Origin of the sequence: Methylophaga thalassica MP (assembly GCF_000214595.1) — a bacterium.
Lineage (GTDB): Bacteria > Pseudomonadota > Gammaproteobacteria > Nitrosococcales > Methylophagaceae > Methylophaga > Methylophaga thalassica.
The window spans coordinates 273,990-297,149 of record NZ_AFIG01000003.1 but is presented as its reverse complement, the minus strand read 5'-3'; the positions used below and the strand labels follow the sequence as shown (position 1 = coordinate 297,149).

At 44.3% G+C, this 23,160-nt stretch carries 22 protein-coding genes and 1 pseudogene; 8 read left to right on the top strand and 15 right to left on the bottom strand.

From position 1 onward, the window contains the following. Positions 1–7: 7 nt before the first annotated feature. From mdoH to rluD, 3 genes are all read right to left on the bottom strand, one after another. Complete coding sequence (gene mdoH, locus MAMP_RS12995; protein ID WP_007146538.1) at positions 8–2,122, bottom strand: glucans biosynthesis glucosyltransferase MdoH; 2,115 nt, start codon at positions 2,120–2,122, stop codon at positions 8–10. Beyond that, on the bottom strand, positions 2,122–3,675 hold the full coding sequence (locus MAMP_RS12990; RefSeq protein ID WP_040576604.1) for a glucan biosynthesis protein G: 1,554 nt from the start codon (positions 3,673–3,675) through the stop codon (positions 2,122–2,124). Before MAMP_RS12990 ends, mdoH begins: the two co-directional genes overlap by 1 nt. Before the next feature lie 127 nt (positions 3,676–3,802). Further along, on the bottom strand, positions 3,803–4,765 hold the full coding sequence (rluD, locus tag MAMP_RS12985; RefSeq protein WP_007146536.1) for a 23S rRNA pseudouridine(1911/1915/1917) synthase RluD: 963 nt from the start codon (positions 4,763–4,765) through the stop codon (positions 3,803–3,805). A 72-nt stretch (positions 4,766–4,837) separates the two neighbouring features. Here rluD and MAMP_RS12980 point away from each other — a divergent pair, with 72 nt between their 5' ends. Beyond that, positions 4,838–5,134, top strand: a complete 297-nt coding sequence (locus MAMP_RS12980) for a c-type cytochrome (protein ID WP_007146535.1) — start codon at positions 4,838–4,840, stop codon at positions 5,132–5,134. Here MAMP_RS12980 and mutM read toward each other — a convergent pair whose 3' ends face one another. The 12 genes from mutM to gatC form a co-directional block, all read right to left on the bottom strand. Next, positions 5,135–5,953: a bifunctional DNA-formamidopyrimidine glycosylase/DNA-(apurinic or apyrimidinic site) lyase gene (gene mutM, locus MAMP_RS12975; RefSeq protein ID WP_007146534.1), complete on the bottom strand. Its 819-nt coding sequence runs from the start codon at positions 5,951–5,953 to the stop codon at positions 5,135–5,137. 6 nt (positions 5,954–5,959) lie between these two features. Continuing rightward, positions 5,960–6,841: a DUF4340 domain-containing protein gene (locus MAMP_RS12970; protein WP_007146533.1), complete on the bottom strand. Its 882-nt coding sequence runs from the start codon at positions 6,839–6,841 to the stop codon at positions 5,960–5,962. Continuing rightward, positions 6,838–8,211 (bottom strand): GldG family protein, encoded by a 1,374-nt coding sequence (locus MAMP_RS12965; protein WP_007146532.1) that lies wholly within the window; start codon positions 8,209–8,211, stop codon positions 6,838–6,840. Before MAMP_RS12965 ends, MAMP_RS12970 begins: the two co-directional genes overlap by 4 nt. Next, positions 8,211–8,954: an ABC transporter permease subunit gene (locus tag MAMP_RS12960; RefSeq protein WP_007146531.1), complete on the bottom strand. Its 744-nt coding sequence runs from the start codon at positions 8,952–8,954 to the stop codon at positions 8,211–8,213. The genes MAMP_RS12965 and MAMP_RS12960 overlap by 1 nt, the downstream gene beginning before the upstream one ends. Further along, the gene (locus tag MAMP_RS12955; RefSeq protein ID WP_007146530.1) at positions 8,947–9,888 is read right to left on the bottom strand and encodes an ABC transporter ATP-binding protein; all 942 of its coding nucleotides are present in this window, start codon (positions 9,886–9,888) and stop codon (positions 8,947–8,949) included. The genes MAMP_RS12960 and MAMP_RS12955 overlap by 8 nt, the downstream gene beginning before the upstream one ends. A gap of 5 nt (positions 9,889–9,893) precedes the next feature. Next, complete coding sequence (locus tag MAMP_RS12950) at positions 9,894–11,120, bottom strand: EAL and HDOD domain-containing protein (protein ID WP_007146529.1); 1,227 nt, start codon at positions 11,118–11,120, stop codon at positions 9,894–9,896. Positions 11,121–11,220: 100 nt separating this feature from the next. Beyond that, positions 11,221–11,376, bottom strand: coding sequence for a 50S ribosomal protein L33 (gene rpmG, locus MAMP_RS12945; protein ID WP_007146528.1), 156 nt, complete (start codon positions 11,374–11,376; stop codon positions 11,221–11,223). A 9-nt stretch (positions 11,377–11,385) separates the two neighbouring features. Further along, positions 11,386–11,622 (bottom strand): 50S ribosomal protein L28, encoded by a 237-nt coding sequence (rpmB, locus tag MAMP_RS12940; protein ID WP_007146527.1) that lies wholly within the window; start codon positions 11,620–11,622, stop codon positions 11,386–11,388. Between the two features lie 125 nt (positions 11,623–11,747). After that, positions 11,748–12,245 (bottom strand): TlpA family protein disulfide reductase, encoded by a 498-nt coding sequence (locus MAMP_RS12935; RefSeq protein ID WP_007146526.1) that lies wholly within the window; start codon positions 12,243–12,245, stop codon positions 11,748–11,750. A gap of 6 nt (positions 12,246–12,251) precedes the next feature. Then, the gene (locus MAMP_RS12930; RefSeq protein WP_007146525.1) at positions 12,252–13,883 is read right to left on the bottom strand and encodes an acetolactate synthase large subunit; all 1,632 of its coding nucleotides are present in this window, start codon (positions 13,881–13,883) and stop codon (positions 12,252–12,254) included. Between the two features lie 102 nt (positions 13,884–13,985). Next, positions 13,986–15,440, bottom strand: coding sequence for an Asp-tRNA(Asn)/Glu-tRNA(Gln) amidotransferase subunit GatA (gatA, locus tag MAMP_RS12925; RefSeq protein ID WP_007146524.1), 1,455 nt, complete (start codon positions 15,438–15,440; stop codon positions 13,986–13,988). A gap of 18 nt (positions 15,441–15,458) precedes the next feature. Next, positions 15,459–15,746 carry an Asp-tRNA(Asn)/Glu-tRNA(Gln) amidotransferase subunit GatC gene (gene gatC, locus MAMP_RS12920; RefSeq protein ID WP_007146523.1) on the bottom strand — a complete coding sequence of 96 codons (288 nt, stop codon included), beginning with the start codon at positions 15,744–15,746 and terminating at the stop codon, positions 15,459–15,461. A 121-nt stretch (positions 15,747–15,867) separates the two neighbouring features. Between gatC and MAMP_RS12915 the strand changes: the two are divergent. The 7 genes and pseudogenes from MAMP_RS12915 (at position 15,868) to MAMP_RS12885 (ending at position 23,150) form a co-directional block, all read left to right on the top strand. Next, positions 15,868–16,912 (top strand): annotated as a pseudogene (locus MAMP_RS12915) (rod shape-determining protein). A 78-nt stretch (positions 16,913–16,990) separates the two neighbouring features. Then, complete coding sequence (mreC, locus tag MAMP_RS12910) at positions 16,991–17,893, top strand: rod shape-determining protein MreC (protein ID WP_272941599.1); 903 nt, start codon at positions 16,991–16,993, stop codon at positions 17,891–17,893. Beyond that, positions 17,877–18,356: a rod shape-determining protein MreD gene (gene mreD, locus MAMP_RS12905; protein WP_007146519.1), complete on the top strand. Its 480-nt coding sequence runs from the start codon at positions 17,877–17,879 to the stop codon at positions 18,354–18,356. Before mreC ends, mreD begins: the two co-directional genes overlap by 17 nt. Before the next feature lie 7 nt (positions 18,357–18,363). Then, the gene (gene mrdA, locus MAMP_RS12900; protein WP_007146518.1) at positions 18,364–20,217 is read left to right on the top strand and encodes a penicillin-binding protein 2; all 1,854 of its coding nucleotides are present in this window, start codon (positions 18,364–18,366) and stop codon (positions 20,215–20,217) included. Continuing rightward, positions 20,210–21,340 carry a rod shape-determining protein RodA gene (rodA, locus tag MAMP_RS12895; RefSeq protein ID WP_007146517.1) on the top strand — a complete coding sequence of 377 codons (1,131 nt, stop codon included), beginning with the start codon at positions 20,210–20,212 and terminating at the stop codon, positions 21,338–21,340. The genes mrdA and rodA overlap by 8 nt, the downstream gene beginning before the upstream one ends. Further along, positions 21,337–22,314 carry a lytic murein transglycosylase B gene (mltB, locus tag MAMP_RS12890; protein ID WP_007146516.1) on the top strand — a complete coding sequence of 326 codons (978 nt, stop codon included), beginning with the start codon at positions 21,337–21,339 and terminating at the stop codon, positions 22,312–22,314. Before rodA ends, mltB begins: the two co-directional genes overlap by 4 nt. Continuing rightward, positions 22,311–23,150: a septal ring lytic transglycosylase RlpA family protein gene (locus MAMP_RS12885; RefSeq protein WP_007146515.1), complete on the top strand. Its 840-nt coding sequence runs from the start codon at positions 22,311–22,313 to the stop codon at positions 23,148–23,150. Before mltB ends, MAMP_RS12885 begins: the two co-directional genes overlap by 4 nt. The last annotated feature ends 10 nt before the right edge of the window (positions 23,151–23,160 follow it).

The following is a 23,160-nucleotide window of genomic DNA, read 5'->3' as shown; positions in this document are numbered from 1 at the left end:
TGTAGGTTTAGTCATGATGTTTGACCAGGCCATGTGTTTTGAGTTGTTTCACGGCTGACTCTTGTGAGAGTAAGGCAATCAACTCAACGGGTTCTAATGTCTTTTCCAGTTGTTGCAGAGAGGAGGCATGTCGAATTTTCCATTCGGCCGTTACTGTCGGTGCATGGAATTCGTCAGGCTTCGGCGCATCAATTAACGGCAACTGAGCCAGATGCCATTTACAGAGTCCGGCATGTTGATCCAGACAAATAAGCGGAGTATCAATAGGCTCTTGTTTAGGCGTGTTGTTAATCTGTTCAAGTAGGCTTTTGACAATGGCGCTAGGACGTTTTTCTTCTGGTGCCCTTAGGAAGCCGAAAATCGTAAAGGGTCTCGCCCGTTTTGCTCCTCCACTTAACCATGAAAGAGGAATAGACAGCATCAGTCCACCGGATATGGGTAACAGCCAATAAAACATTTCGATGCTTAAGCCGTAAGAAATACCTGCCAGGATAAAACCAAACAAGGTATGGCCCCGGTGGGCACGGGTAACTTGTCCTAAACTCAGGGCACCATCATCTCGCGACTGAGGGTTCCAGCCACTGTCTTTGCCCATAAGGATATGACAGACAACACCAAACTGAGCAACCATTAGAATAGGCGCATAGAGTGCCGACATTAACGTTTCAAAAAGCGTACTCAGGGTTAATAAAATTGGTCCGCCAAATTGTCTGCAACGGCGCCAATTCACCAAAGCAGCAAACCAGCCAAACAGTTTTGGTGCGAGAACAATCGCCATAGACACAATAAACAGCTCCAGTGCACGTTCAGCATCAAATACTGGCCAGATAGGGAACAGTGACGGGTTTGCAAAATATTCGGGGCGAACTAACTGAGCCTGAACAGCAATGGCTAAACCGACCATGATTAACGATAACCAGAGCACAGCGCTGAGGTAGGACATCATGCCAGAGAAAATATGCAGTCTGGTTGGAAATGCCAGATCATGCGCAAGCAGAATGCGCCCATGCTGTAAGTTACCCTGACACCAGCGTCTGTCACGCACAATCACATCGGTTAATGACGGAGGTGCTTCTTCATAAGAGTGTTGAATATCGGTATCAAATCTGACGCCCCAGCCTGCACGTCGAAGCAGCGCTGCTTCTATAAAGTCATGACTGAGGATATGACCACCAAAAGGGGCTTTACCGGGTAATATCGGTAATGAGCATGATTCAGCAAACGCTTGAGTGCGAATAATGGCGTTGTGACCCCAAAAGTTGGAAGACAATCCATGCCATGCGGCCAGGCCTTCAGCGTAAATAGGACCGAAACAGTGATTGGCAAATTGTTGTAACTTGCCATACAGGCTACTGGCGCTAATTAAAGTGGGTAGCGTCTGGATTAATCCAACACCGGGCGCTGCTGCCAGTCTGCGAGATAATGTGAGCATGCTTTGTGCACTCATCAAGCTATCTGCATCCAGCACGATCATCGCTTCATATGCGCCACCCCAGTTAGTGACCCAATGCGCAATATTACCGGCCTTACGCTCCTGATTATTGGCACGGCGGCGATAATAAACCGGGCAGTTTTCATCCTGGGTTTCAAATAATTCAATAAACGCTTTTTCTTCTGCCAGCCAGGCATTGGCTTGATTGGTGTCACTTAATATAAAAAAAGCATATTTACCGGGTGCCTGTTTTAATAAATCTTCACGCATGGCTTTTATTGCTGCCACAATTCGGCCGGGTTCTTCTTTATAGACGGGAAATAAAATGGCCGTTTTGAAGGCGGGATCGGTCTCGGCTTTTTTAATAAGGCGTGGTTTGAGATTAATTAAAAACCCCAATAATGCCTGCGAGAAAGCAAATGATATCCAGATAAAGTTCAAACTGAACAAAAACAAAAACACCCACTGTAATGACGTAATGCTATTGGTGCTGAGCACGCCATGCATTTCGATAATACCGTAGCTGGATAAGCCAACCGTGACCAATAAAATAAATAACCGTGAAAAAACAGTACTTAATGAATAAAAAAAGGAGACTGAATTTTGACGTAAGGCTTGACCGCGTTCATTAACACGGTGACGTGGCATATCTAGTGGTGCGCGCTCAGGTAAAACTTTATGTGCTTTCATTATTCGCCTGTAAATAGACCTGGCTTAATCCAACGATATAGCCATGTTTCGCTGATAGGAATATTTTTATTCATTAATTGCAATCGTAATTCGGCAACATCTGCATTTTCCGGATTGAAGGTCAAAAATACACGAGCGCCGTCGATATTAGGGTTAGCTATCAGCTTTGTTTTAACAACTTTTCCATGATTGCTGGATGCATTAATGCTCAGCGTTTTCAATTGTTCGGCACTAATGTGACTAAAATCGATAATCATCACTCTGTTGCCATCTTCTGACGATTGTCCTTTGGCACTGCGCACAATCTTTGTTTTGCCGGGCATTGGATTGATATCGTTTAACCAGATAAGACGGTAGTTGTAACTAAAGGTCTGGCCTTTTTTTAATCCGCCTTCCGGGCGCCAGTAAGCCACAATATTGTCATTACTATCCGCATTAGAAGGAATTTCAAATAGTTGAACCTGACCTTTACCCCAGTCTTCAATAGGCTCTACCCATAAAGAAGGGCGAAGTTCATAATGTGCTTCTAAATCCTGATAATTCACAAACTGACGATCACGCTGAATCAGTCCAAATCCTTTGGTATGTTCATCCATAAAGCCACTGATCTGTAGTGAACTAGGGTTATTCAGGGGGCGCCATAAATGTTCGTTATTCCCTGTGGTGATGGCCAATGCTTGTGAATTATGCACTTCTGGCCGGTAATCCGTTGATTTCGCAGGCACCATCCCGCCATGTAGGAACATTGAGGTCAGCGGTGCTAGACCAATATGTGGGATATCAGCACGTGGAAATAGAGTAACTTTGACATCCATATGGGTGGGATCATCAGGATAAATCCCAAAACGGTATGCGCCGGTGACACTTTTACTATTAAGTAGGGCATGAACAACGATCGCTTTTTGCTCTCTGCCTGGCCGTTCTATCCAGAAGTGAGTGAACGTAGGGTGTTCTTCACCTTTGGGCTCTGCTACATCAATGGCTAAACCTCTGGCTGAAATGCCGTAAAGCTGACCTTTTGAGACGGCTCTGAAGTAGCTGGCACCCTGAAAAATAATGAACTCATTTTTATCCTGACTATTATTAAGCGGGTAGTGCAGACGGAATCCAGCATACTTCCCAACTTGAGCGAGCGCTTTGGCAATTTCCGGATTAGGTACCTTGAACGAAGATTCGGTGACATTAATTGGTACACTTTTTCCACTTTCAACAATATCAATATTCACCAGGTTCTTATATAAAAAACCGGGAGCAAATAGTTGGATAGAAAAGGGGGAGGGTGAGTTACCCCAAATAGCGGCATGTTGCTGGAAGCGAATTTTCTGATAGGTCTCGGCATCCAGGCGGGTAAGTGAAATGGGCGCTTGTTTAGGAAGCTTATAGGGCTCCTTGGCTAATTTTTTGGCTAAATCAAGCACTGTTTGATGACTGAACTTTGCGTCTTTGACATTCTCAGCTGATGCCAGGCTGGACAGGCTAAAGAAAAGCAAAAAAGCACACAATCCTGCTTTAATGAGAGCAGATAGAGATGGATATAGATGATTCACAGTCATCACGCTGTATTGTCTCCTTGATGAGATAATCTGAATACTAATGGCGTACCAACTGATGTATGAATTGACTCATGACCGTGAAGTATTGTCCACGACAGAGAATTCAATGCAATGTCATAGGTTAAAGTCAGTCAATCATTTCTGCATCAGCTGCCAGAGCATCCACCAACTGTTGCATATCATCAGGTAAATCGATTTGCCATGACACTTCTTCGCCAGTCGTTGGATGGATAAAGCCAAGTAAACCGGCATGTAACGCTTGTCTGCGGAAATTCTGAATGACTTCTCGGCAAGACTCGGTCATGCCTTTTGCCTGTTTAAATCGGCCCCCGTAAACCGGATCTCCTAAAAGAGGGTGTCTAATATGAGCCATGTGTACGCGGATCTGATGCGTGCGACCGGTTTCAAGCTTGCACTTAATCAAGGTATGCGCACGATAACGTTGTTCAACACGATAGTGGGTCACTGAAGGTTTCCCTGTTGCGCTGACTGCCATTCTTTTGCGATCAATACCATGACGACCAATTGCTTCATCAACAGTTCCTCCGGCGGTGAAAACACCACAGGCGACAGCCAGATATTCACGTTTAACGCTACGAGCCTGAAGCTGGGAAACCAGTGAGTTATGCGCAGTTAAGGTTTTGGCGATCATCAATAAGCCGGTTGTGGCTTTATCGATTCGATGCACGATGCCGGCACGAGGAATATTGGCCAGTTGTGGCGCATGGGCTAATAACGCATTGACTAGGGTGCCTTGGTGATTTCCAGCGCCGGGGTGTACGACCATACCCGCTGGTTTATTGATAATGATGACATCGTCATCTTCGTAGATGATATCTAAAGCAATTGTTTCAGCCAGCCAGCTTTCATCCTGGACTTGCAGTTCTGTACCGATAGTGACTTTCTCACCACCCTGAATACTTTCCTTAGGTTTAAGTAACTGCCCATTGACCAGCACATCACCGGCTTTAAGCCACTTTGTCAGTTGTCCGCGTGAATATTCGGGAAACATTTTGGCGAGCGCCTGATCGATGCGCATACCCATCAATTCATCCGGAATGATATCTTCTAATTGAATTTTTTCTGACATGGAAACTTAGCTGATGATTAAAGCGACATTATAACGTAGGCTTATAACTGGCGTTGGATTATGGAGACAAAAATGCGTTTTTCTCATTTTATGGTAGCTGGGATTATGTTGATTTCAATTCATACTGCACAGGCTGATCCCCGTAATGTCGCGTTATTGGCATCTGCATGTGCTGTTTGTCATGGTACCAATGGTCATAGTCAGGGAGGAACGCCTAGCCTCGCTGGCTTAAACAAAAATTATTTTGTTCAGCAAATGCTGGCTTTCAAGCATGGGCAGCGAGAGGCGACTGTCATGACACAGCATGCCGCTGGCTATACTGAGCAAGAGATTCGTTTGCTGGCGCAGTATTTTTCAGAGCAGAAATAATCAGCGAGGCTGACATTGGGGGCAGAAATAAGTAGCTCTTTGCGCTTGCCTGATACTGCTTATCGGGGTGTGGCAGCGTAAGCAGGCTTGTCCTTCCCGTCCATAGACGTGGAGTTCTTGTGCGAAATATCCCGGATTGCCATCACTTTTTCTGAAATCACGTAAGGTTGTTCCTCCTGCGAGCAAGGCTTTTTCCAATACTTTTTTGATGGCATCGACTAATTCAGCAAGTTGTTTTTTGCTGATTTTACCGGCAGCAGTACTCGGGTGAATGCCCGCCATAAAAAGGGCTTCATTAGCATAGATATTACCGACGCCGACCACCACTTCACCATTCATAATAAATGTTTTTATAGGGCTGGTCCGACCTTTGGCACGCTGATGAAGATAGTTAAGATCAAAGGCATCTGACAAAGGCTCTGGCCCTAAATGGGCAATGAGTGGATGGTGTTCATATGATTTCTCTGTCCATAAAACGGCACCAAAGCGGCGTGGGTCGGTAAACCTCAACACATAACCGTTGTGAAAAAAGATATCGACATGATCATGTTTATTGATGTTGTTATCATTATCGAGCACACGTAAACGTCCGGACATACCTAGATGGATTATCAAGGTGCCGGTGTCACAGTGTAAGAGTAAATATTTTGCTCGGCGCTCAATTGTGTGCACAGTTTGATCTTTTACGATGGATTCCAGCCCTTCAGGAATCGGCCAGCGTAATCCGCGATGACGCACCACCATTTTGGTAATGGACTGGTTTTTAATAAAGGGCTGAATACCACGCCGAGTGGTTTCTACTTCAGGTAGTTCAGGCATAGTCGATTAATTTGTTTGAGTCGGTGTGTCCGGCAACAACTGCGTGCTCATTGCCATAGGGAAAATATATTCCAAACCTGAGTCTGGATTAATCAGAGTAAGATTATTATCTGTGGTTTGCAGGATAAGAGAAACAGGCTGTTGCTGATCCTTGAGCCATACGCGTATTTGAGGACTAGGCAACGCAGTTAAAGCCTCTGGCGCGAGTTTTCTTACCTGAGTGGCGTAGGCAAACTGCCAGCCATCTATCAGTATTTTTAATTGGTCAGCCGTGAGTTTTTTATCATCGCTATGCCATTGCCCATCGACATTATCAATCTGAACTATATCTGAGTTACTCAGTGAGTGGGGAAGGCTGAGTTTTTCAATCGTATTATTTTCAGTAATCAGTCTGTTATCAATAAAACTATCAGCACTTGCTGTTAATAAAGGGGTGACATCATCCTCAATCAGATAAATCATATGCTGATATAGAACATAACGTCGTTTGCTGATTGATTCCACATCACCAAAAGCAAAACTCTCATTATTCATGCTGACAATGACGGCGGGTGTATTCAGACCAAACTGGGCAAGTGATGAAGTGTCCATTGGCTGAAACTCGCCATGCACCGGCGTTTTTAACAAGCTCAGAATAAGATTAATACGAGTTTGACTCACCGGGGCAGGGTAAGGCGACATCAGTTGCCAGGACTGATTATTGCGTATTAGTTTTATATCGTCTTTTTGACGTTGTTGGATATCAATCGTGTTGATATCTTCTGGATTTAAAGAGGTTAATAACTGAACTGAGTTGTCAGCTTGCTTGTTAGTGTTATGTTGCGAAAACCAGAACAACCCGACAACTAATAACAATAAAATGAAGTTTGTAAAATAGCTGCTTTTCATCGACGTTTTCTCCGCCACCACAAGGTCAGCCCGATAGTGAGGAGGAGTAATGGCACAGCAAATAAAAAGCCAAAACCAATAATAATAGATTGTGTTTTTGATAAGGTAAGCTGCGTGCCGATACTGGTTTTTATCGGAATAGAAATGAGACCATCATCTTCAACTAACCAATTAATCAGCGCCATACCTAAGTCCAGATTGGCAGCGTTACCGATATAACTATTGGCGACAAAGTCGGCATCACCAATAACCGCGATGCGCTGTTGCTGACTATCGTCCTTTTCTGTATCACGGTCAATTAGCATGCCGAGTGAAACCGGGCCTGATACATCAGCACCCTCGTTATATTTTTGCTGGCTAAGATTGGCTTGTGTAATGGGTGTTGATTCTACCCAGGCGTTAGGCTGACTGTTGAGCAAATTAATGTAGTGCCACGGACTTTCTGTGTTTTCATCACGTTTTTGTATGGCTGTCGCTTCTGCCAATAAGGTCACGCTTTTCACTGCCTGCCCGACAGGATGGTTCGCATAATCAGTAATCAGAACAAATCTTGGATCTTGAATTCCCAGCATGCTGGAGTTGGGATCGAGAATCGTGCCCGGCACGAATTCAATGCCTAACTGCTCAGCTAAAGGCGCTAATGATTTTGTCTGAGTCGGGTCGGCTAACCATAAGAGGTTACCGCCTTTATCTAAATAGTCACGAACGATTTTGATTTCACCTGGAAGCCATTCTTTTTCTGGGCTGGCAATGACTAAGGCCGCTGTATTATCTGGTAGTTCGGGCGCTTCCAGAAGATTCTGTGACCGAAGTTTTATACCCTGACTTTCCAAGTTTTTCGCCAGTGTGTCGAGGCCAAAATCACTTCTGTCATAAGGGCTTCTCTCACCATGACCTTCGATAAATACTAACCAGGGTTGCGATTGTCTGGAGACAGTGACAATGGCATTGGTCAGTGATTGTTCCGAGAGATCAAATACATGCTGATTTTGTTCACCACGGCTGATGACCATTTCGCCTTGCTGTTGAATATTAAATTGTCTGACTATATCCGGTGAGAAGCTGGGATCAACAAACTGGATTTTCAGTTTATCGCTGTGTTGTTGATAACGTTGTAGCAACTCAACGATAGCTGAACGGTACTCATAGTCAGGGCTAACAAAGACCTGGATAGTGATGCTATCTTTTAAATTATGGAGAATAGTTAAACTGGTGTCAGATAAGGTATGCCGATGATTCTGAGTCCAGTCAAACTGTTTATTAGTTGAAATAGACAGCTGACTCAATAAGACCACAGCTGCAATTAATAAGGCATAGAAAACGATTTGCTGAAAACGAATCAGGTGTTGTGCGCGTTTGGTGATTTTCATTAGTCTAAACGCTCTCTATCCAGTCGACGTACAGTCAATAATAGAAAAGCCGCAATAATGATTAAAAAGTAGCTGATATCTTGTGTATTGATTTGTCCCTGAATCATCGGTTCAAAGTGCTTTAGCAGGGATAACCAACTAAACAGTGAGAATTCGGTGGTGCTGTGGCTTGCCCAATCGATAATCCAGAATAAAAAGAGAATGGCAAACGTACTGATGGCCGCGATAGTTGGCTGTCTGGTCAGACTGGACATATAAATACCAACGGCGGTAAAGCTGGCAACTAATAAAACAAGCCCTAGTACACCGGCGCTTAACTGATAAAAATCTAGTGTGGTGCCAACAGCCAATGAACAAATCATGAATACCGTGAGCAATGTCATTAATAGGAAAAAGGTTAAGGTACCAAAGAATTTTCCAAGCACAATATCGAATATGCTGAGTGGCGCTGATGAAAGCAAAGGCAAGGTCTCGTTTCGTCTTTCTTCAGCAAGGGTGCGCATCGTTAATAATGGGCTGATAAGCAAAGCAATAATTGCGGCATTACTCAACAGAGGCATAGCAATAAGTTCTGTCACACCGGGAGCACCTGGAATAGCAGAAATTCGACTCTGGATGCTGTTGAAATAATCCATATGCGTTAAAAACAGGTAAGCCAGCAATAACTGACTCAACGCTAACATCACCCAGGCAAGTGGTGATAAAAACAAGCGATGTAATTCATTACGAGCAATGTTAAGCATGGGCATCTTCTTCACGAATAATTTTCATAAAGACATCTTCTAAAGAATGCTGCTCTGGTATTAATGACCTTAACGGCCAGTTATTTTCAACAGCACTTTTTAATAGGGCTTGTGTTGGGTTTTGCTCAGGAAGATACGTCACTCTGTAGCGATGACTATCCATTTTTTCTACATCGATCACACCAGGAAGTGAAGTCAGAGATTGTTGCCCAATACTTTGCGAAAAACCAACAACAATAGCGGTAGATTGCATTTGCTCAGTAAGCTTTTGCAGACTGTCATTAAATAATAACTGGCCTTTTGAAATGATCTGCACCCGGTCACATAACATCTGCACCTCAGGCAGAATATGGGTAGACAGGATAACGCTGTGTTCATTGGCAATATCGCGGATAAGCTGACGTATTTCACGAATTTGTATAGGGTCCAGTCCCGATGTCGGTTCGTCCAGTATCACTACGGCTGGTGAGTGAATAATCGCTTGAGCAATACCAACACGTTGTTGAAACCCTTTTGATAGATTAGCAATCAAGCGCTTACTGACATCAGCCAGGCCACAACGTTCAATCACATTGTCGACAGCGGTTTTTTGCTGCTTTTTAGCTATGCCATTCAGGCGGGCGCAGAACTGTAAAAATTCGCTGACAGTATGCTCTTTGTATAGTGGTGGTGTTTCGGGCAGATAGCCAATGCAGGCTTTGGCCTGTTTAGGATTATCCAGTAAATCAATGCCGTTAATGATTATCTGTCCATTATCAGGAGCAAGGTTGCCGGTCAGCATACGCATGGTGGTACTTTTTCCGGCGCCGTTTGGTCCCAAAAAACCAAGTACCTCACCTTGTTTGATATTAAAACTGACGTTGTTAACAGCTGCAGTATCGCCGAAAAAACGGGATAGTTCTTTCGCTTCGAGTAAGAGTATGGGATCAATCATTTACACTAAATCGTATCGAGAGTAATTGTGGCCCAGTGACAGGCTTCAATATAGGCATTGCTCATCACTTCCAGTGATGGTCCGGTACTATCGGCTACCTTATTCCAATGTCCTTCACAATAATCAGTAACACAGTTTAATAGTTGACCTTTTATACCACCACGACTAATCAGTGCAAGGCTCGATTCATTACTGAGTGGGATTGATTTAATAATTTCGTCCATCGGTTTTGACAATATGGTGTCAATGGTTGAAAACAAGCCTAATAAAAAGCCACTATCCGGTGAGCAGCCAAATTGAGCTGCTATCTTTTCTGCCATTTTTGCTCTGACCAATGTCATATGAATTAGTTCTGCCGGTCCAGAACTCATTTCACTCATCACAATCAAAGTTGTCCAGGTTTTTATTGCTTTTAAACCTAAAATAACGAGGCCTTCACGCAATGAGTTTATCTGTCTTGGAAACCCTATCGCAGCTGAGTTGAGTAAACGTAACAGCTTTAAACTGAGACCAGGATCCTGACGAATGATTGCTTCTATCGTTTTAAATTCAATATCCGGATCTTGTAGTTTACCTAATAACTCGAGCAGTTTAATCTTATTATCAGGGATGGGATTATCTTTAATGATTTCAGGCCGACAGAAAAAATAACCCTGAAAATAGTCAAAACCCAATTCCATGCACAGTTCAAATTCAGCCTTGGTTTCAACTTTTTCTGCCAGTAGCTTGACTGGAAACGCTCGAAGCCGCTCGACATGATGCCTTAATTCCGACTCTGATAAAGAAAGTATATCGACTTTGATGATGGAGGCTAGCTCAATAAGTGGCCGTAATGATTCATGGAAAATAAAATCATCAAGTGCGATGTGATAACCACTCAATGCTAGTTTTTTAACCGCATTAATCAGTTCTTCATCAACCTCAATATTCTCCAACACTTCCAGGACAACACGCTCACCACCAAAAGGTATTGGGTCATCACTTAGTATAAAATTCCGGGTCAAGTTGACGAAAGCCAGGTGATTGCCGATAACGCGCTCTATACCCAGTTCAAGAAAGCTGTAATTGATAACACGTGTGGTGGCGATATCGCCAGAGTAATAATCTAAATCAGCTGATTGTGATGTTTGGTTATTACGGAATAACAGTTCATAAGCATAAGTATTATAGTGACGATCAAATATAGGCTGCCTAGCGATAATGATAGAAGATAAATCAGCGTCGTCACTCATGTATCAGAACTTATAATAAAGAAATAACCATAATAGTGTGATTTCAGACATAAAAAAACCCGCGAAGGCGGGTTTTTCTAAAATAATATTGTGAACAACATTATTTGATTTTAGCTTCTTTGTACATAACGTGTTTACGCACAACTGGATCAAACTTTTTGATCTCTAGTTTTTCAGGCATAGTACGTTTGTTTTTGTCTGTGGTGTAGTAGTGACCAGTACCCGCAGATGAGACTAATTTAATTTTATCGCGCATGTCTTACTCCTAAATTTTTTCGCCACGGGCGCGGATGTCAGTAAGAACGGAATCAATCCCTCTCTTATCGATGATGCGCAGACCATGGTTGCTGACACGCAGCTTAACCCAGCGATTTTCAGACTCAACCCAAAAACGGTGTGAGTGAAGGTTGGGTAAGAAACGACGTTTTGTTTTGTTATGAGCGTGTGAAACATTGTTACCGCTCATAGGGCGCTTGCCCGTTACCTGACATACTCTGGCCATTTTAAAACCTGCTCCTGATACACTTTTACCACAGGGCGCCGATTTTGGTCCCTGCCTGCATTTACAAAGCCGTACTTTATACCATATAAGACTATAGAAGTGTAGTGTAAATGTATTAGAATTTGCTACAGCCCCATACTGCTGAGTTTCTCGCTGAGCATTTCTTTTGACACACTACCGATTTTGCGCATAACAACATCACCATCAGCGGAGTATAAAAAGTGAGTGGGGGTAACACGCACATTATTAAAAGCATCCGCCAATTTACCAGTTTTATCCCAGCTAATCAGATAAGGGATCTGTTTTTCAAGCCGCATTGCCAGTAAATGTTCAGGTTTATCATGTGCTAAAGCAATACTAACAACACCTAAGCCTTTAGGCGCGTACTCTTTATAAACCGCTTTGAGTTCGGGTAGCTCTTGGACACAGGCAGGACAATCCGTCGCCCAGAAAATAACTAATAATGGTTTCCCTTTAAAATCCTCAAATGAATGTGTCTTTCCATCCAAATCCGTAAAGGTTTGATCAGGTAGTCCTTGTTTTGTTTGGACGACATTAAAAATAAGTACTGCGAGGATCGCAAGAGCGATGACGCCAATGGCGGGTTTTATAAACTGTGTCATGTGAAATTAAATCGTTAACGTTAGTTGGCCTAATGCTTCTGTTAGTTTGAGGTTCTCTCGATAATCAACCGGGCAATCAATAACCGTCACGGTATTTCTGTCTAAGGCTTCTTTTAGAATGGGCATTAATTGCTCTGTCTTCTCAACTCTGACACCAAACGCACCAAAAGATTGCGCGTATTGAACAAAATCTGGGTTGGTGAATTGTACATGACTGGTCCGGCCAAATTGATTTTGTTGTTTCCACTCAATCAGGCCATAACTGGCATCGTTCCATACCAGAATAACAATGGCGATATTCAGTCGCATGGCTGTTTCGATTTCTTGTGAGTTCATCAAAAAGCCAGCGTCACCAGTGACGGCTACAACTTTGCGTTGTGGATTGGCTAACTTAGCAGCAATCGCCCCCGGTACGGCAATACCCATGCTGGCAAATCCATTGGATATGATGCAGGTGTTGGGGTATTCACAGCGGAACATCCGAGACATCCACATTTTATGGGCACCGACATCACAGATCACAATATCCTGCAAATCCATCGCGGTACGTAGATCCCAGATAATTTTTTGTGGTTTAACCGGAAACTCAATATCGTCACGGTGAATATTCATCTCAGTGATCAGGCTGTCACGCAGGGTACGCATAGCCTTGCCCTGATGCGGTGTCGTTAGTGCAGCCACTCGGTTGAGACTGTGGCGAATATTACCAACAACCGCCAAACTGATACTGTAGTGTGCATCGACTTCTGCATGTGTTGTGTCGATATGGATGATGGTTCTGTCACGTGATGGATGCCATAGATAAGGGTGGTATTCCACAATATCGTAACCAATACAGATAATGACATCAGCATTAGCAAAACCACAGTTAGCATAATCATTAGATTGCAGACCAACACTACCTAATGCCATTGGGTGACGAAAAGGAACAACCCCTTTCGCCATAAAGGTATTGGCGATAGGAATGCCCAATTTCTCTGAAAACTCGGCCAGTTCATTACAGGCATCGGCACGGATCACACCATTACCAGCGAGAATGATCGGGCTTTTTGCATTGGAAATCACTTCTGCCGCACGTTCAATTTCTTCTGCAGCAGGTTCCGGAGCGGAGGCATTTTTGACCCGTAATGGGACATCATCAATCTCCATCTCAGCAATATTCTCAGGAAACTCAATAAAGCAGGCTCCGGTTTTTTCTGTTTGAGCGACTTTAAATGCTTTTCGAACCACTTCTGGAATGACTTCAGGACTAACAATACGCGAGGCGTATTTAGTAATCGGCCGAAACATCGCTTCCAGATCTAATACTTGATGAGATTCTTTGTGCAGGCGGTGAGTGGATGCCTGACCAGCTATAGCAATTAATGGTGCGTGATCCATATTCGCATCCGCAACTCCGGTGATCAGGTTGGTCGCTCCTGGACCCAAAGTAGCAATACAGACGCCAGCACGACCGGTAAGACGACCATAAACATCCGCCATAAAAGCAGCACCTTGCTCATGACGAGTCGTAATAAATTGGATATGTGAATCCAGCAAGGCATCCATCACATCCAGGTTTTCTTCTCCCGGAATACCAAAAATATATTCAACACCTTCATTTTCAAGTGCTTTGACAAATAGCTCTGCTGCCTTCATCGAGCGGTTTCCTCATACCCAGATTGATTATTCAAGCAAGAATAACAGAAATAGACCTGGCTTAGGCGTAGAAAAAAAGGGGCGATGAGCCCCTTTAATTTCTTATTTAAATGCATCCGGTATACGTTGATGCCAATCTGTTTCTTGTTGGTAACGATGACCAATATTTAATAATCTCGCCTCATCAAAATAGTTACCAATAATTTGTAAACCGACGGGTAAATTATCAACAAAACCAGCAGGAATTGACATGCCGGGTAAGCCCGCCAGATTGGTATTGATGGTGTAGATATCTTCCAGATACATGGCAACCGGATCATCGGCTTTTTCACCAAAACGGAAAGCGGGGTTGGTGGCTGTCGGCCCCATAATCACATCGACTTCTTTAAATGCTTCCTGGAAGTCATTACTGATAAGACGACGACATTGCTGAGCTTTTAGGTAATAAGCATCATAGTAACCCGCTGATAGGGCATAAGTACCAATCATAATGCGACGTTTGACTTCTTCACCAAAGCCTTCGCCACGTGAACGGGTGTAAAGATCCATTAAGTCTTTCGGATCTTCGGCACGGTGACCAAATCGTACACCATCCATTCTGGACAGATTTGATGAACACTCTGCAGGGGCAACCACATAGTATGTCGGCACAGCCAAACCGGTATTCGGTAAGGTAATTTCTTTTAATGTCGCGCCCATTTTTTCATACGTTTTGATAGCGGCTTCAACAGTTGCTGCTACACGAGGATCAAGACCTTCGCCAAAATATTCTTTAGGCAGGCCAATGGTCAGGCCTTCCAGTGAATCATTCAAACTGGCCGTGTAATCAGGCACATCACGATCCACACTGGTCGAATCTTTCTCATCAAAGCCTGACATAACGTTCATTAACCAAGCCGCATCTTCAGCACTGTTAGCCATCGGCCCTGCTTGATCCAAACTGGAAGCAAAGGCAATCATGCCGTAGCGAGAAATACGACCATAGGTGGGTTTCAGACCAGTAAGATTACATAAAGAAGACGGCTGGCGGATGGAACCACCGGTATCAGTACCAGTGGCGATAGGCGCTAAACGCGCTGCCATAGCTGCTGCTGAGCCGCCTGATGAACCACCCGGCACACGGTCAGTATCCCATGGGTTTTTTACTGGGCCGTACCAACTTGTTTCGTTAGACGAACCCATAGCAAATTCGTCCATATTGGTTTTACCCAGAGTGACCATACCTGCCTGATCGATTTTTTCAACGACGGTGGCATCATAAGGCGCAATAAATTTATCCAGCATTTTGGAACCACAGCTGGTGCGGATACCTTTTGTGCAGAAAATATCTTTATGGGCGAGAGGAATCCCGGTTAGCGCGCCGGCTTTTTTTTCTGCCAGTAATTTATCTGCCGCTTTTGCTTGTTCTAGTGCGCGTTCTTCGGTGACCGTGATGAAAGCATTTAAGGTACCGTTGTGTTGATTGATACGGTTCAGATAATGCTGTGTGAGTTCAACACTGCTTATTTCACTGTTGTGCAGGGCTGCCGATAATTCTGAAAGTGATTTGTTATGCATGTGTTTGCCTGTGTTGCTTTATTCGATGACTTTAGGAACCAGATAGACACCGGCTTCAGTTTTGGGAGCAATCGCCTGAAATGCTTCACGCTGATTGACTTCAGTAACCGCATCAGGTCGTAAACGTTGATGTGCATCAAGAGGATGGGCCATAGGAAGTATGTCGTTTGTGTCAGCTGCGCTCAACTGGTTAACTAAATTGAGAATATTATTTAAATCCCGTGCATAATGAGGGATGTCATCTTCCTGTATCGACAGGCGTGCGAGGTGCGCGATTTTTTCTACATCGTGTTTATCTAAACTCATCGACAGTTCCAAAGGTTAATTGCTTCAACAAAGCAGTAAGTTTAAATGATTAGTTGCTTGCCCAACAGCCCAGAGCATTGCTAAAGTATCTATTTTACCCCTTTCAGGTGTGGTTTCTTCAATGTTTGAACGTTTACGTGGAATTTTCTCCAACGATCTGTCGATCGATCTTGGAACAGCGAATACGCTGATTTATGTGCGCGGCAAAGGTATCGTACTAGACGAACCTTCTGTTGTTGCTATTCGTCAGGATAAAGGTCCGGGAGGCCCTCGTTCTATAGCTGCGGTCGGTGTCGAAGCCAAACGCATGCTGGGACGAACGCCGGGTAATATCACCGCAATCAGGCCATTAAAAGATGGTGTTATCGCTGATTTCACGGTAACGGAAAAAATGTTGCAGCATTTTATCCGTAAAGTGCATGAAGGGCGTTTCTTAAAACCAAGTCCGCGCGTTTTAGTTTGTGTAACCTGTGGTTCAACTCAGGTTGAGCGTCGCGCAATTCGTGAATCTGCCGCAGGTGCAGGGGCACGAGATGTCTTTTTGATTGAAGAACCGATGGCCGCAGCGATTGGTGCGGGCATGCCGGTAGATGAAGCCAGTGGTTCAATGGTATTAGACATTGGTGGTGGTACTACAGAAGTCGCTGTTATCTCATTAAACGGTATCGTTTATTCAGCCTCTGTACGCATTGGTGGTGATTTATTTGACGAAGCCATTGTTAATTACGTTCGTCGTAATTACGGCACGCTGATTGGTGAATCCACCGCAGAAAAATTAAAAAGAAATTGGTTCAGCCTATCCAGGTAACGAAGTTCGTGAAATGGAAGTGCGTGGACGTAACTTGGCTGAAGGTGTGCCGAGAAGCTTCACATTGAATAGCAATGAAATTCTGGAAGCGTTGCAAGATCCGCTTTCAGGTATTGTCGCAGCAGTTAAGACAGCGCTTGAACAAACGCCACCAGAATTAGGTGCTGATGTCGCTGAGCGTGGTATCGTGTTAACCGGTGGTGGTGCATTATTGCGCGACTTAGACAGACTGCTTATCGAAGAAACTGGTTTACCAGCAATAATTGCAGAAGATCCACTTACTTGTGTCGCTCGTGGCGGTGGTCGTGCACTTGAGATGATTGATGAAAAAGGTACTGACGTATTTACCTTTGAGTAATTGTGACTAGATTGAGTAGCAAGACCTTTGCAAGTGTTATTCATTTGCGAAGGTCTTTTAGTTTTTGGACTTTGAGTTATTAAACCTTTATTCGCCCATACACCTTCTTTAAATACCCGGATGATGCTGGCTGTTATCGCATCAATTCTGGTGTTTTTTCTCGACACACGTCTGGATTATTTCAAGCCAGTTCGTTCGGCTTTGTCGACGGCTGTTTATCCAATGCAGGCGGCTGCCTCTTTACCCACAGATTTAACGGATTGGGTTAATGACTTTTTTCTGGATCGTAAGCAACTGCGTGAAAAAATTACCGTGATGGAAGCGAATAACATGTTGCAGAGTATTCGTTTACAGAAACTACAGTCCTTAGAACGAGAAAATATGCGATTGAAAGAGTTGTTAGGCTCTTCATTTCGTCTCCAAGAGAGAGTTCAGGTTGCTGAATTGTTGACGATTGACCTTGATCCCTTTTCTCAACAGGTGGTGATTGATAAGGGTAGGAATTATGGTGTCTATGTTGGTCAACCGGTATTAGATGCCACGGGCGTGATGGGACAGGTGACGGAAACATCAGAAGTGTCGAGTCGAGTGGTGCTGTTAACTGATCCCAGCCACAGCATACCTGTACAGATTAACCGTAATGGTTTACGAGCTGTCGTAACGGGGCGTGGATTAGGTGAATATCTGCAGATGGACTTTTTGCCTCACAATGCGGATGTCCGTGAAGGTGATTTATTAGTGACATCTGGCCTGGGTGGACGCTTTCCGGTCGGTTATCCAGTGGGTAAAGTGGTGTCAGTCGAATTTCCCCAAGGTAAACCTTTTGCGGATATTAAAGTTGAACCTGCGGCGAAGCTGTCTACCAGTCGTGAGGTGATGTTGGTGCTCCCAGGAGAAAAAATTCAAACAGAGCGTTTACCAGCTAAACAAGCGGATGTTGAGTCGTCAAAAGCGGAGATAGAGCATGGCGACGACAATTAAAACGCGTAACGGGTTTGTGATCGTCATTACACTCATTATCGCTATTTTGATGATGCTGGTACCTCTACCGGATTATGCCCGTTTTTTTCGTCCGGAATGGGTCGTCATGACATTAATTTACTGGGCAATGGCTTTACCTCATCGTGTCAGTATCGGTGTTGCCTGGTGTACTGGATTTATAATGGATGTGACCATGGGCGGCATATTGGGTGTGATGGCTTTTAGTTATGCATTGGCCATCTATTTAATAGCCCGTTTCCATCTTCAATTACGTCAATATCCGCTATGGCAACAGGCTTTGACCATTCTATCTGTTGTATTTTTGGTTGAATTTATTGATGTGGCGGTAGCGCGGGCAACATTACATTGGGAAAGCTGGATGCCAGTGTTAACCAGTACACTTCTGTGGCCATTAATGTATGCGGTGTTACGTAAAATTCGTCGCACATTTCAGGTGACGTGAACTTGATATGGCATCAAAGTTCACCCTCAAAGATCATTTTCGTGAAAGTCGCCTGGTAAACGGACGTTTATTATTTTCCGGCCTACTCTCGGTCATTATTTTTGGCATCGTTATCTTTCGTTTGGTTTATCTGCAAGTGTTTGAATATGAACACTTTGATTCTTTATCAAACCGCAATCGTGTTGATATCGAACCGCTGCCACCACAGCGCGGACTGATTTATGATCGTAACGGTGTACTGCTTGCCGAGAATATTCCAACGTTCAGCCTGGAAATGGTGCCGGAAAAAGTCCCAGATATTGACCAGACACTGAAAGAGTTAAGTCAGCTTTTAGCTTTATCTGAAGAGGATATTGATGCCTTTAAAGACCGGATGAAACGTCAACGCCGTTTTCATCACGTGGTTATTCGGCAGCGATTGACAGAAGAGGAAGTCGCTAGATTTTCTGCTAACCGTTATCGATTTCCCGGTGTGGACATCGAAGGCCGGTTGATTCGTCACTATCCGCAAAATAATCTGTTTGCCCATGCTGTTGGTTATGTGGGCCGTATCAATGAACGTGATATGGAACTCATTGATCAGAAAGATTACAAAGGTACTTCTCAAATAGGTAAGACAGGTATTGAGAAACAATACGAAGATACCTTGCATGGCAGCGTTGGTTATCGTCAAGTTGAAACGAATGTGCAGGGCCGTATTGTTCGAGAATTAATGTCGGTACCTTCGCAATCGGGTGATGATTTATTTCTGAATCTGGATATTAATTTGCAGCGAGTGGCTGCTGATTCTCTGGGGGATTACAACGGCTCCATTGTCGCTATTGATCCGCGAAATGGTGGGGTTTTAGCCTTGGTCAGCAAGCCTGACTACAATCCAAATTCGTTTGTTTCAGGTATCAGTAGCAAGGAATATGGTGAATTGAGAGATTCGCCTGACCGTCCTTTATTTGACAGGGCACTTCGTGGGCATTACCCCCCTGGTTCAACACTGAAACCATTTGTTGCACTTGCTGGCTTGGAACTTGGCGTTGTGGATGAGCATTCCAAAACCTATTGTCCCGGCTGGTATAGTTTGCCTGGCAGTAGCCATCGCTATCGCTGTTGGAAAAGTTATGGCCATGGCATGGTGGATATGAAAGACGCTGTTGCTCAGTCCTGTGATGTCTATTTTTATGATCTGGCGCATACATTAGGCATTGATCGCTTACACAACTTTTTAGACTATTTTGGCTTCGGGCATCGCAGTGGGATTGATTTACCTAATGAAAGTGAAGGCTTGTCACCTTCCAGTGAGTGGAAACGAGCCAGTCGTAATCAAGCCTGGTTCCCTGGCGAAACCTTGATTTCAGGAATTGGACAAGGCTTTAATCAAACCACACCCGTACAATTGGCTCATGCCACTGCGACGCTGGCTATGCGTGGGATTTCGATGCAGCCACAGGTAGTCAGGGCAACCCGTCCTGCCGGGCAAACCGATATGAATCTCAGAAATAGCGAGATCATGAACAATTTGCCGATGCAAAATAGTCAGAACTGGGAAAATGTGGTGCAGGCGATGGTAGAAGTGATTCATGGCGCGCGGGGCACAGCCAGATCGGTAGGAAAAGATATGCCGTTCAAAGTGGCTGGTAAAACGGGCACCGCTCAAGTCTTCGGTATTGCTCAGGATGAAGAATACGACGCTGAAACGTTGGAGCGAAAACTGCATGATCATGCCTTATTTATTGCCTTCGCACCTGCAGATAAACCCGAGTTTGCGGTCGCTGTTGTAGTCGAAAATGGTGGTAGTGGTAGTAAAGTGGCCGCACCGATTGCCAGAAAATTAATTCAACAATATTTTGGACTTAAAGTCGATGAGTAGCCTGCTAACAGACAGTAGAAAATCACAACAGTGGCAACTGTCTTCGATGCTGAGACGTTTTCATATCGACCCGTTATTATCGCTTGGCTTGCTGGTTCTGATAGGGGCTGGTTTGATGATGTTGTTTAGTGCCGGAGGCCAGGACTTTGGCATCATTCTGCGGCAGCTGGTCAGGATAGGTATGGCCTTAACAGTAATGATAGTGATTGCACAGATTGATCCGGATCGGCTGCGCGATAATGCTTATTGGTTGTATGGGTTTGGTTTGATTTTGTTGATTGCGGTTTTACTATTCGGTCATGAAGGTAAAGGTGCTCAACGTTGGCTTAATCTGGGATTCTTCCGTTTTCAGCCTTCTGAAATTATCAAGTTAGCGGTACCTATTTTAATAGCAGCCTATATTGCTGAACGGCCTTTGCCGCCATCAGCCTGGCGCATTCTTTCTGGCTTGATACTGATCGGTTTACCATCATTCTTAATTGCCAAGCAGCCTGATTTGGGGACAGCCATTCTGATTGCCAGTTCGGGACTGATTGTGTTGTTTCTAGCTGGAATCAGCTGGAAGATTATCATTAGTTTTTTAGTGGCATGTGCATCAGCTGCGCCGGTTTTATGGTATTTCATGCACGATTATCAGCGGCGTCGTGTTCTGACTTTTTTAAATCCGGAAAATGATCCTCTGGGTGCCGGCTACCATATCATTCAGTCTAAAATTGCGATTGGTTCAGGTGGTTTATTTGGTCAGGGCTGGTTGCAGGGAACACAATCGCATCTGGAATTTTTGCCTGAACGATCCACCGACTTCATCTTTGCGGTCATCTCTGAAGAGTTCGGCCTGGTAGGGGTGGCCATTTTACTATTCATTTATTTATTGGTTGCCAGCAGAGGGCTGTATATTGCCAGCCAGGCTCAAAGCAGCTTTGCCAGATTATTAGCAGGAAGTATTTCTATTACTTTCCTTGTCTATGTGTTCGTTAATGTTGGGATGGTAACAGGATTGTTACCCGTTGTAGGGGTGCCGTTGCCCTTAATCAGTTATGGGGGAACGTCTATGGTGACCCTGCTGGCAGGCTTCGGTATCCTGATGTCTATTCATACTCACCGAAGGATGATGTCACCGTGAAAAAAAAGCTATTCAGTTCTTTGCTGCTGCTTGCCAGTCTTAATTTGCAAGCCAATGACCAATTGCCAGATGTCGAGCAATTTATCGATGAAATGGTCGTCAAACACGGTCTTGATCGTGCTGAGTTAGAAAATGTCTTTGATCAGGTCGAAGTGAAGGATGCCATTCTTAAAGCTATTTCCAGACCGGCAGAAAAAAGTAAACCCTGGTATGAGTACCGGAATATTTTTATCACTGACTCGCGTATTAATGGCGGGTATGAATTCTGGCAACAGCATAAAGAAGCCCTGGAAGCGGCTGAAAAACAATATGGCGTGCCTGCAGAAATCATTATCGCGATATTAGGTGTTGAAACCCGCTATGGTCAGCATATGGGGGGATACAGAGTAATTGATGCCTTATCGACCTTGGCTTTCCGTTATCCTCCACGCAGTCCTTTCTTCCGTAGTGAGCTGGAAAAGTTTCTGGTTTTGACGCATGAAGAGAAAATATCAGAGCTTGAACCTGTAGGTTCATATGCCGGTGCCATGGGGCTTGGACAGTTTATGCCAAGTAGTTATCTTGCCTATGCTGTTGATTTTGATGGTGATGGACATCGTGATATCTGGACGAACCCAACAGATGCCATTGGCAGTATTGCCAATTATTTGAAGTTACATGGTTGGGTGCCCGGTCAGTCGATTGTACATCGCACTCAGGCCAGTAAATCGCTTCCACAAGCGATGTTAGCGAATGATCTTAAGCCAGCGTTCACACGACAACAGCTGCAGGAAGCAGGCTTCTCACTGTCACAATTGCCAGCTGGCCAAGATGTTTTATCCGTCGTTGGTTTAACTCAACAAGACGGTGAAGAGTATTGGTTAGGACGTCAAAATTTTTATGCGATTACCCGCTACAATCACAGCCGAATGTATGCCATGGCTGTGTATCAATTAGCACAAGCTATTCGAGAAAAAATGGATAATACAAAATGAGGTTAGTGGTACACCGGTCAGCAATATTATTGCTGATCGGCTTTTTAACTTCTTGCGGTGGAGGTGTTGGTGTTGTCAAACAGGATCAGGATAGTGCACCGACTCGTGTTCCGGATCTCAGTAATGTGCCTGATGCCGTTCCTAAAAATGAACCCTTAAGTAAATATGGCAATCCACGTCAGTACAAAGTATTAGGTAAAAATTATTACACCCTAAGTAGTGCAGAGGGGTACCATGAGAAAGGTATTGCTTCATGGTATGGCACCAAATTCCATGGACGCAGAACATCGAGTGGTGAAATTTACGATATGTACAAAATGACGGCTGCGCACAAGACTTTGCCGCTGCCAACTTATGTCGAAGTGACTAATCTGGAAAATGGTAAAAAAGCGATTGTGAAGGTCAACGATCGCGGTCCATTTCACGAAAACCGTCTGATTGATTTATCATATAGTGCAGCGACCAAACTCGGTATCATTGCGAAAGGTACTGGACTTGTGGAAATCCGTGCACTGACAACACCGGGCAAAGCCAATACGGTGACTCCAGTAGTAAAGGAGCCAGCATCTGAGGTGACTGCTTCGGTAAAGTCAATAAGCTCAGCAGAAATGTTCCTGCAAGTGGGGGCCTTCAGTAGCCTTAGCCGTGCTGAGCAAGTTAAACGGAAATTACAGCATGAAATTACAGGTGTGATTACGATCACGCCTTTTAAAAGTTCGCAGGGAACCCTATATCGTGTGCGTATAGGGCCATTAAGCAGCGTTGAACAAGGTGATAGCCTTGCAACGAAAGTCGCTGGTCTTGGCTTTCCCAATTCGCACATCGTTATCGATTAAACATTTAGAT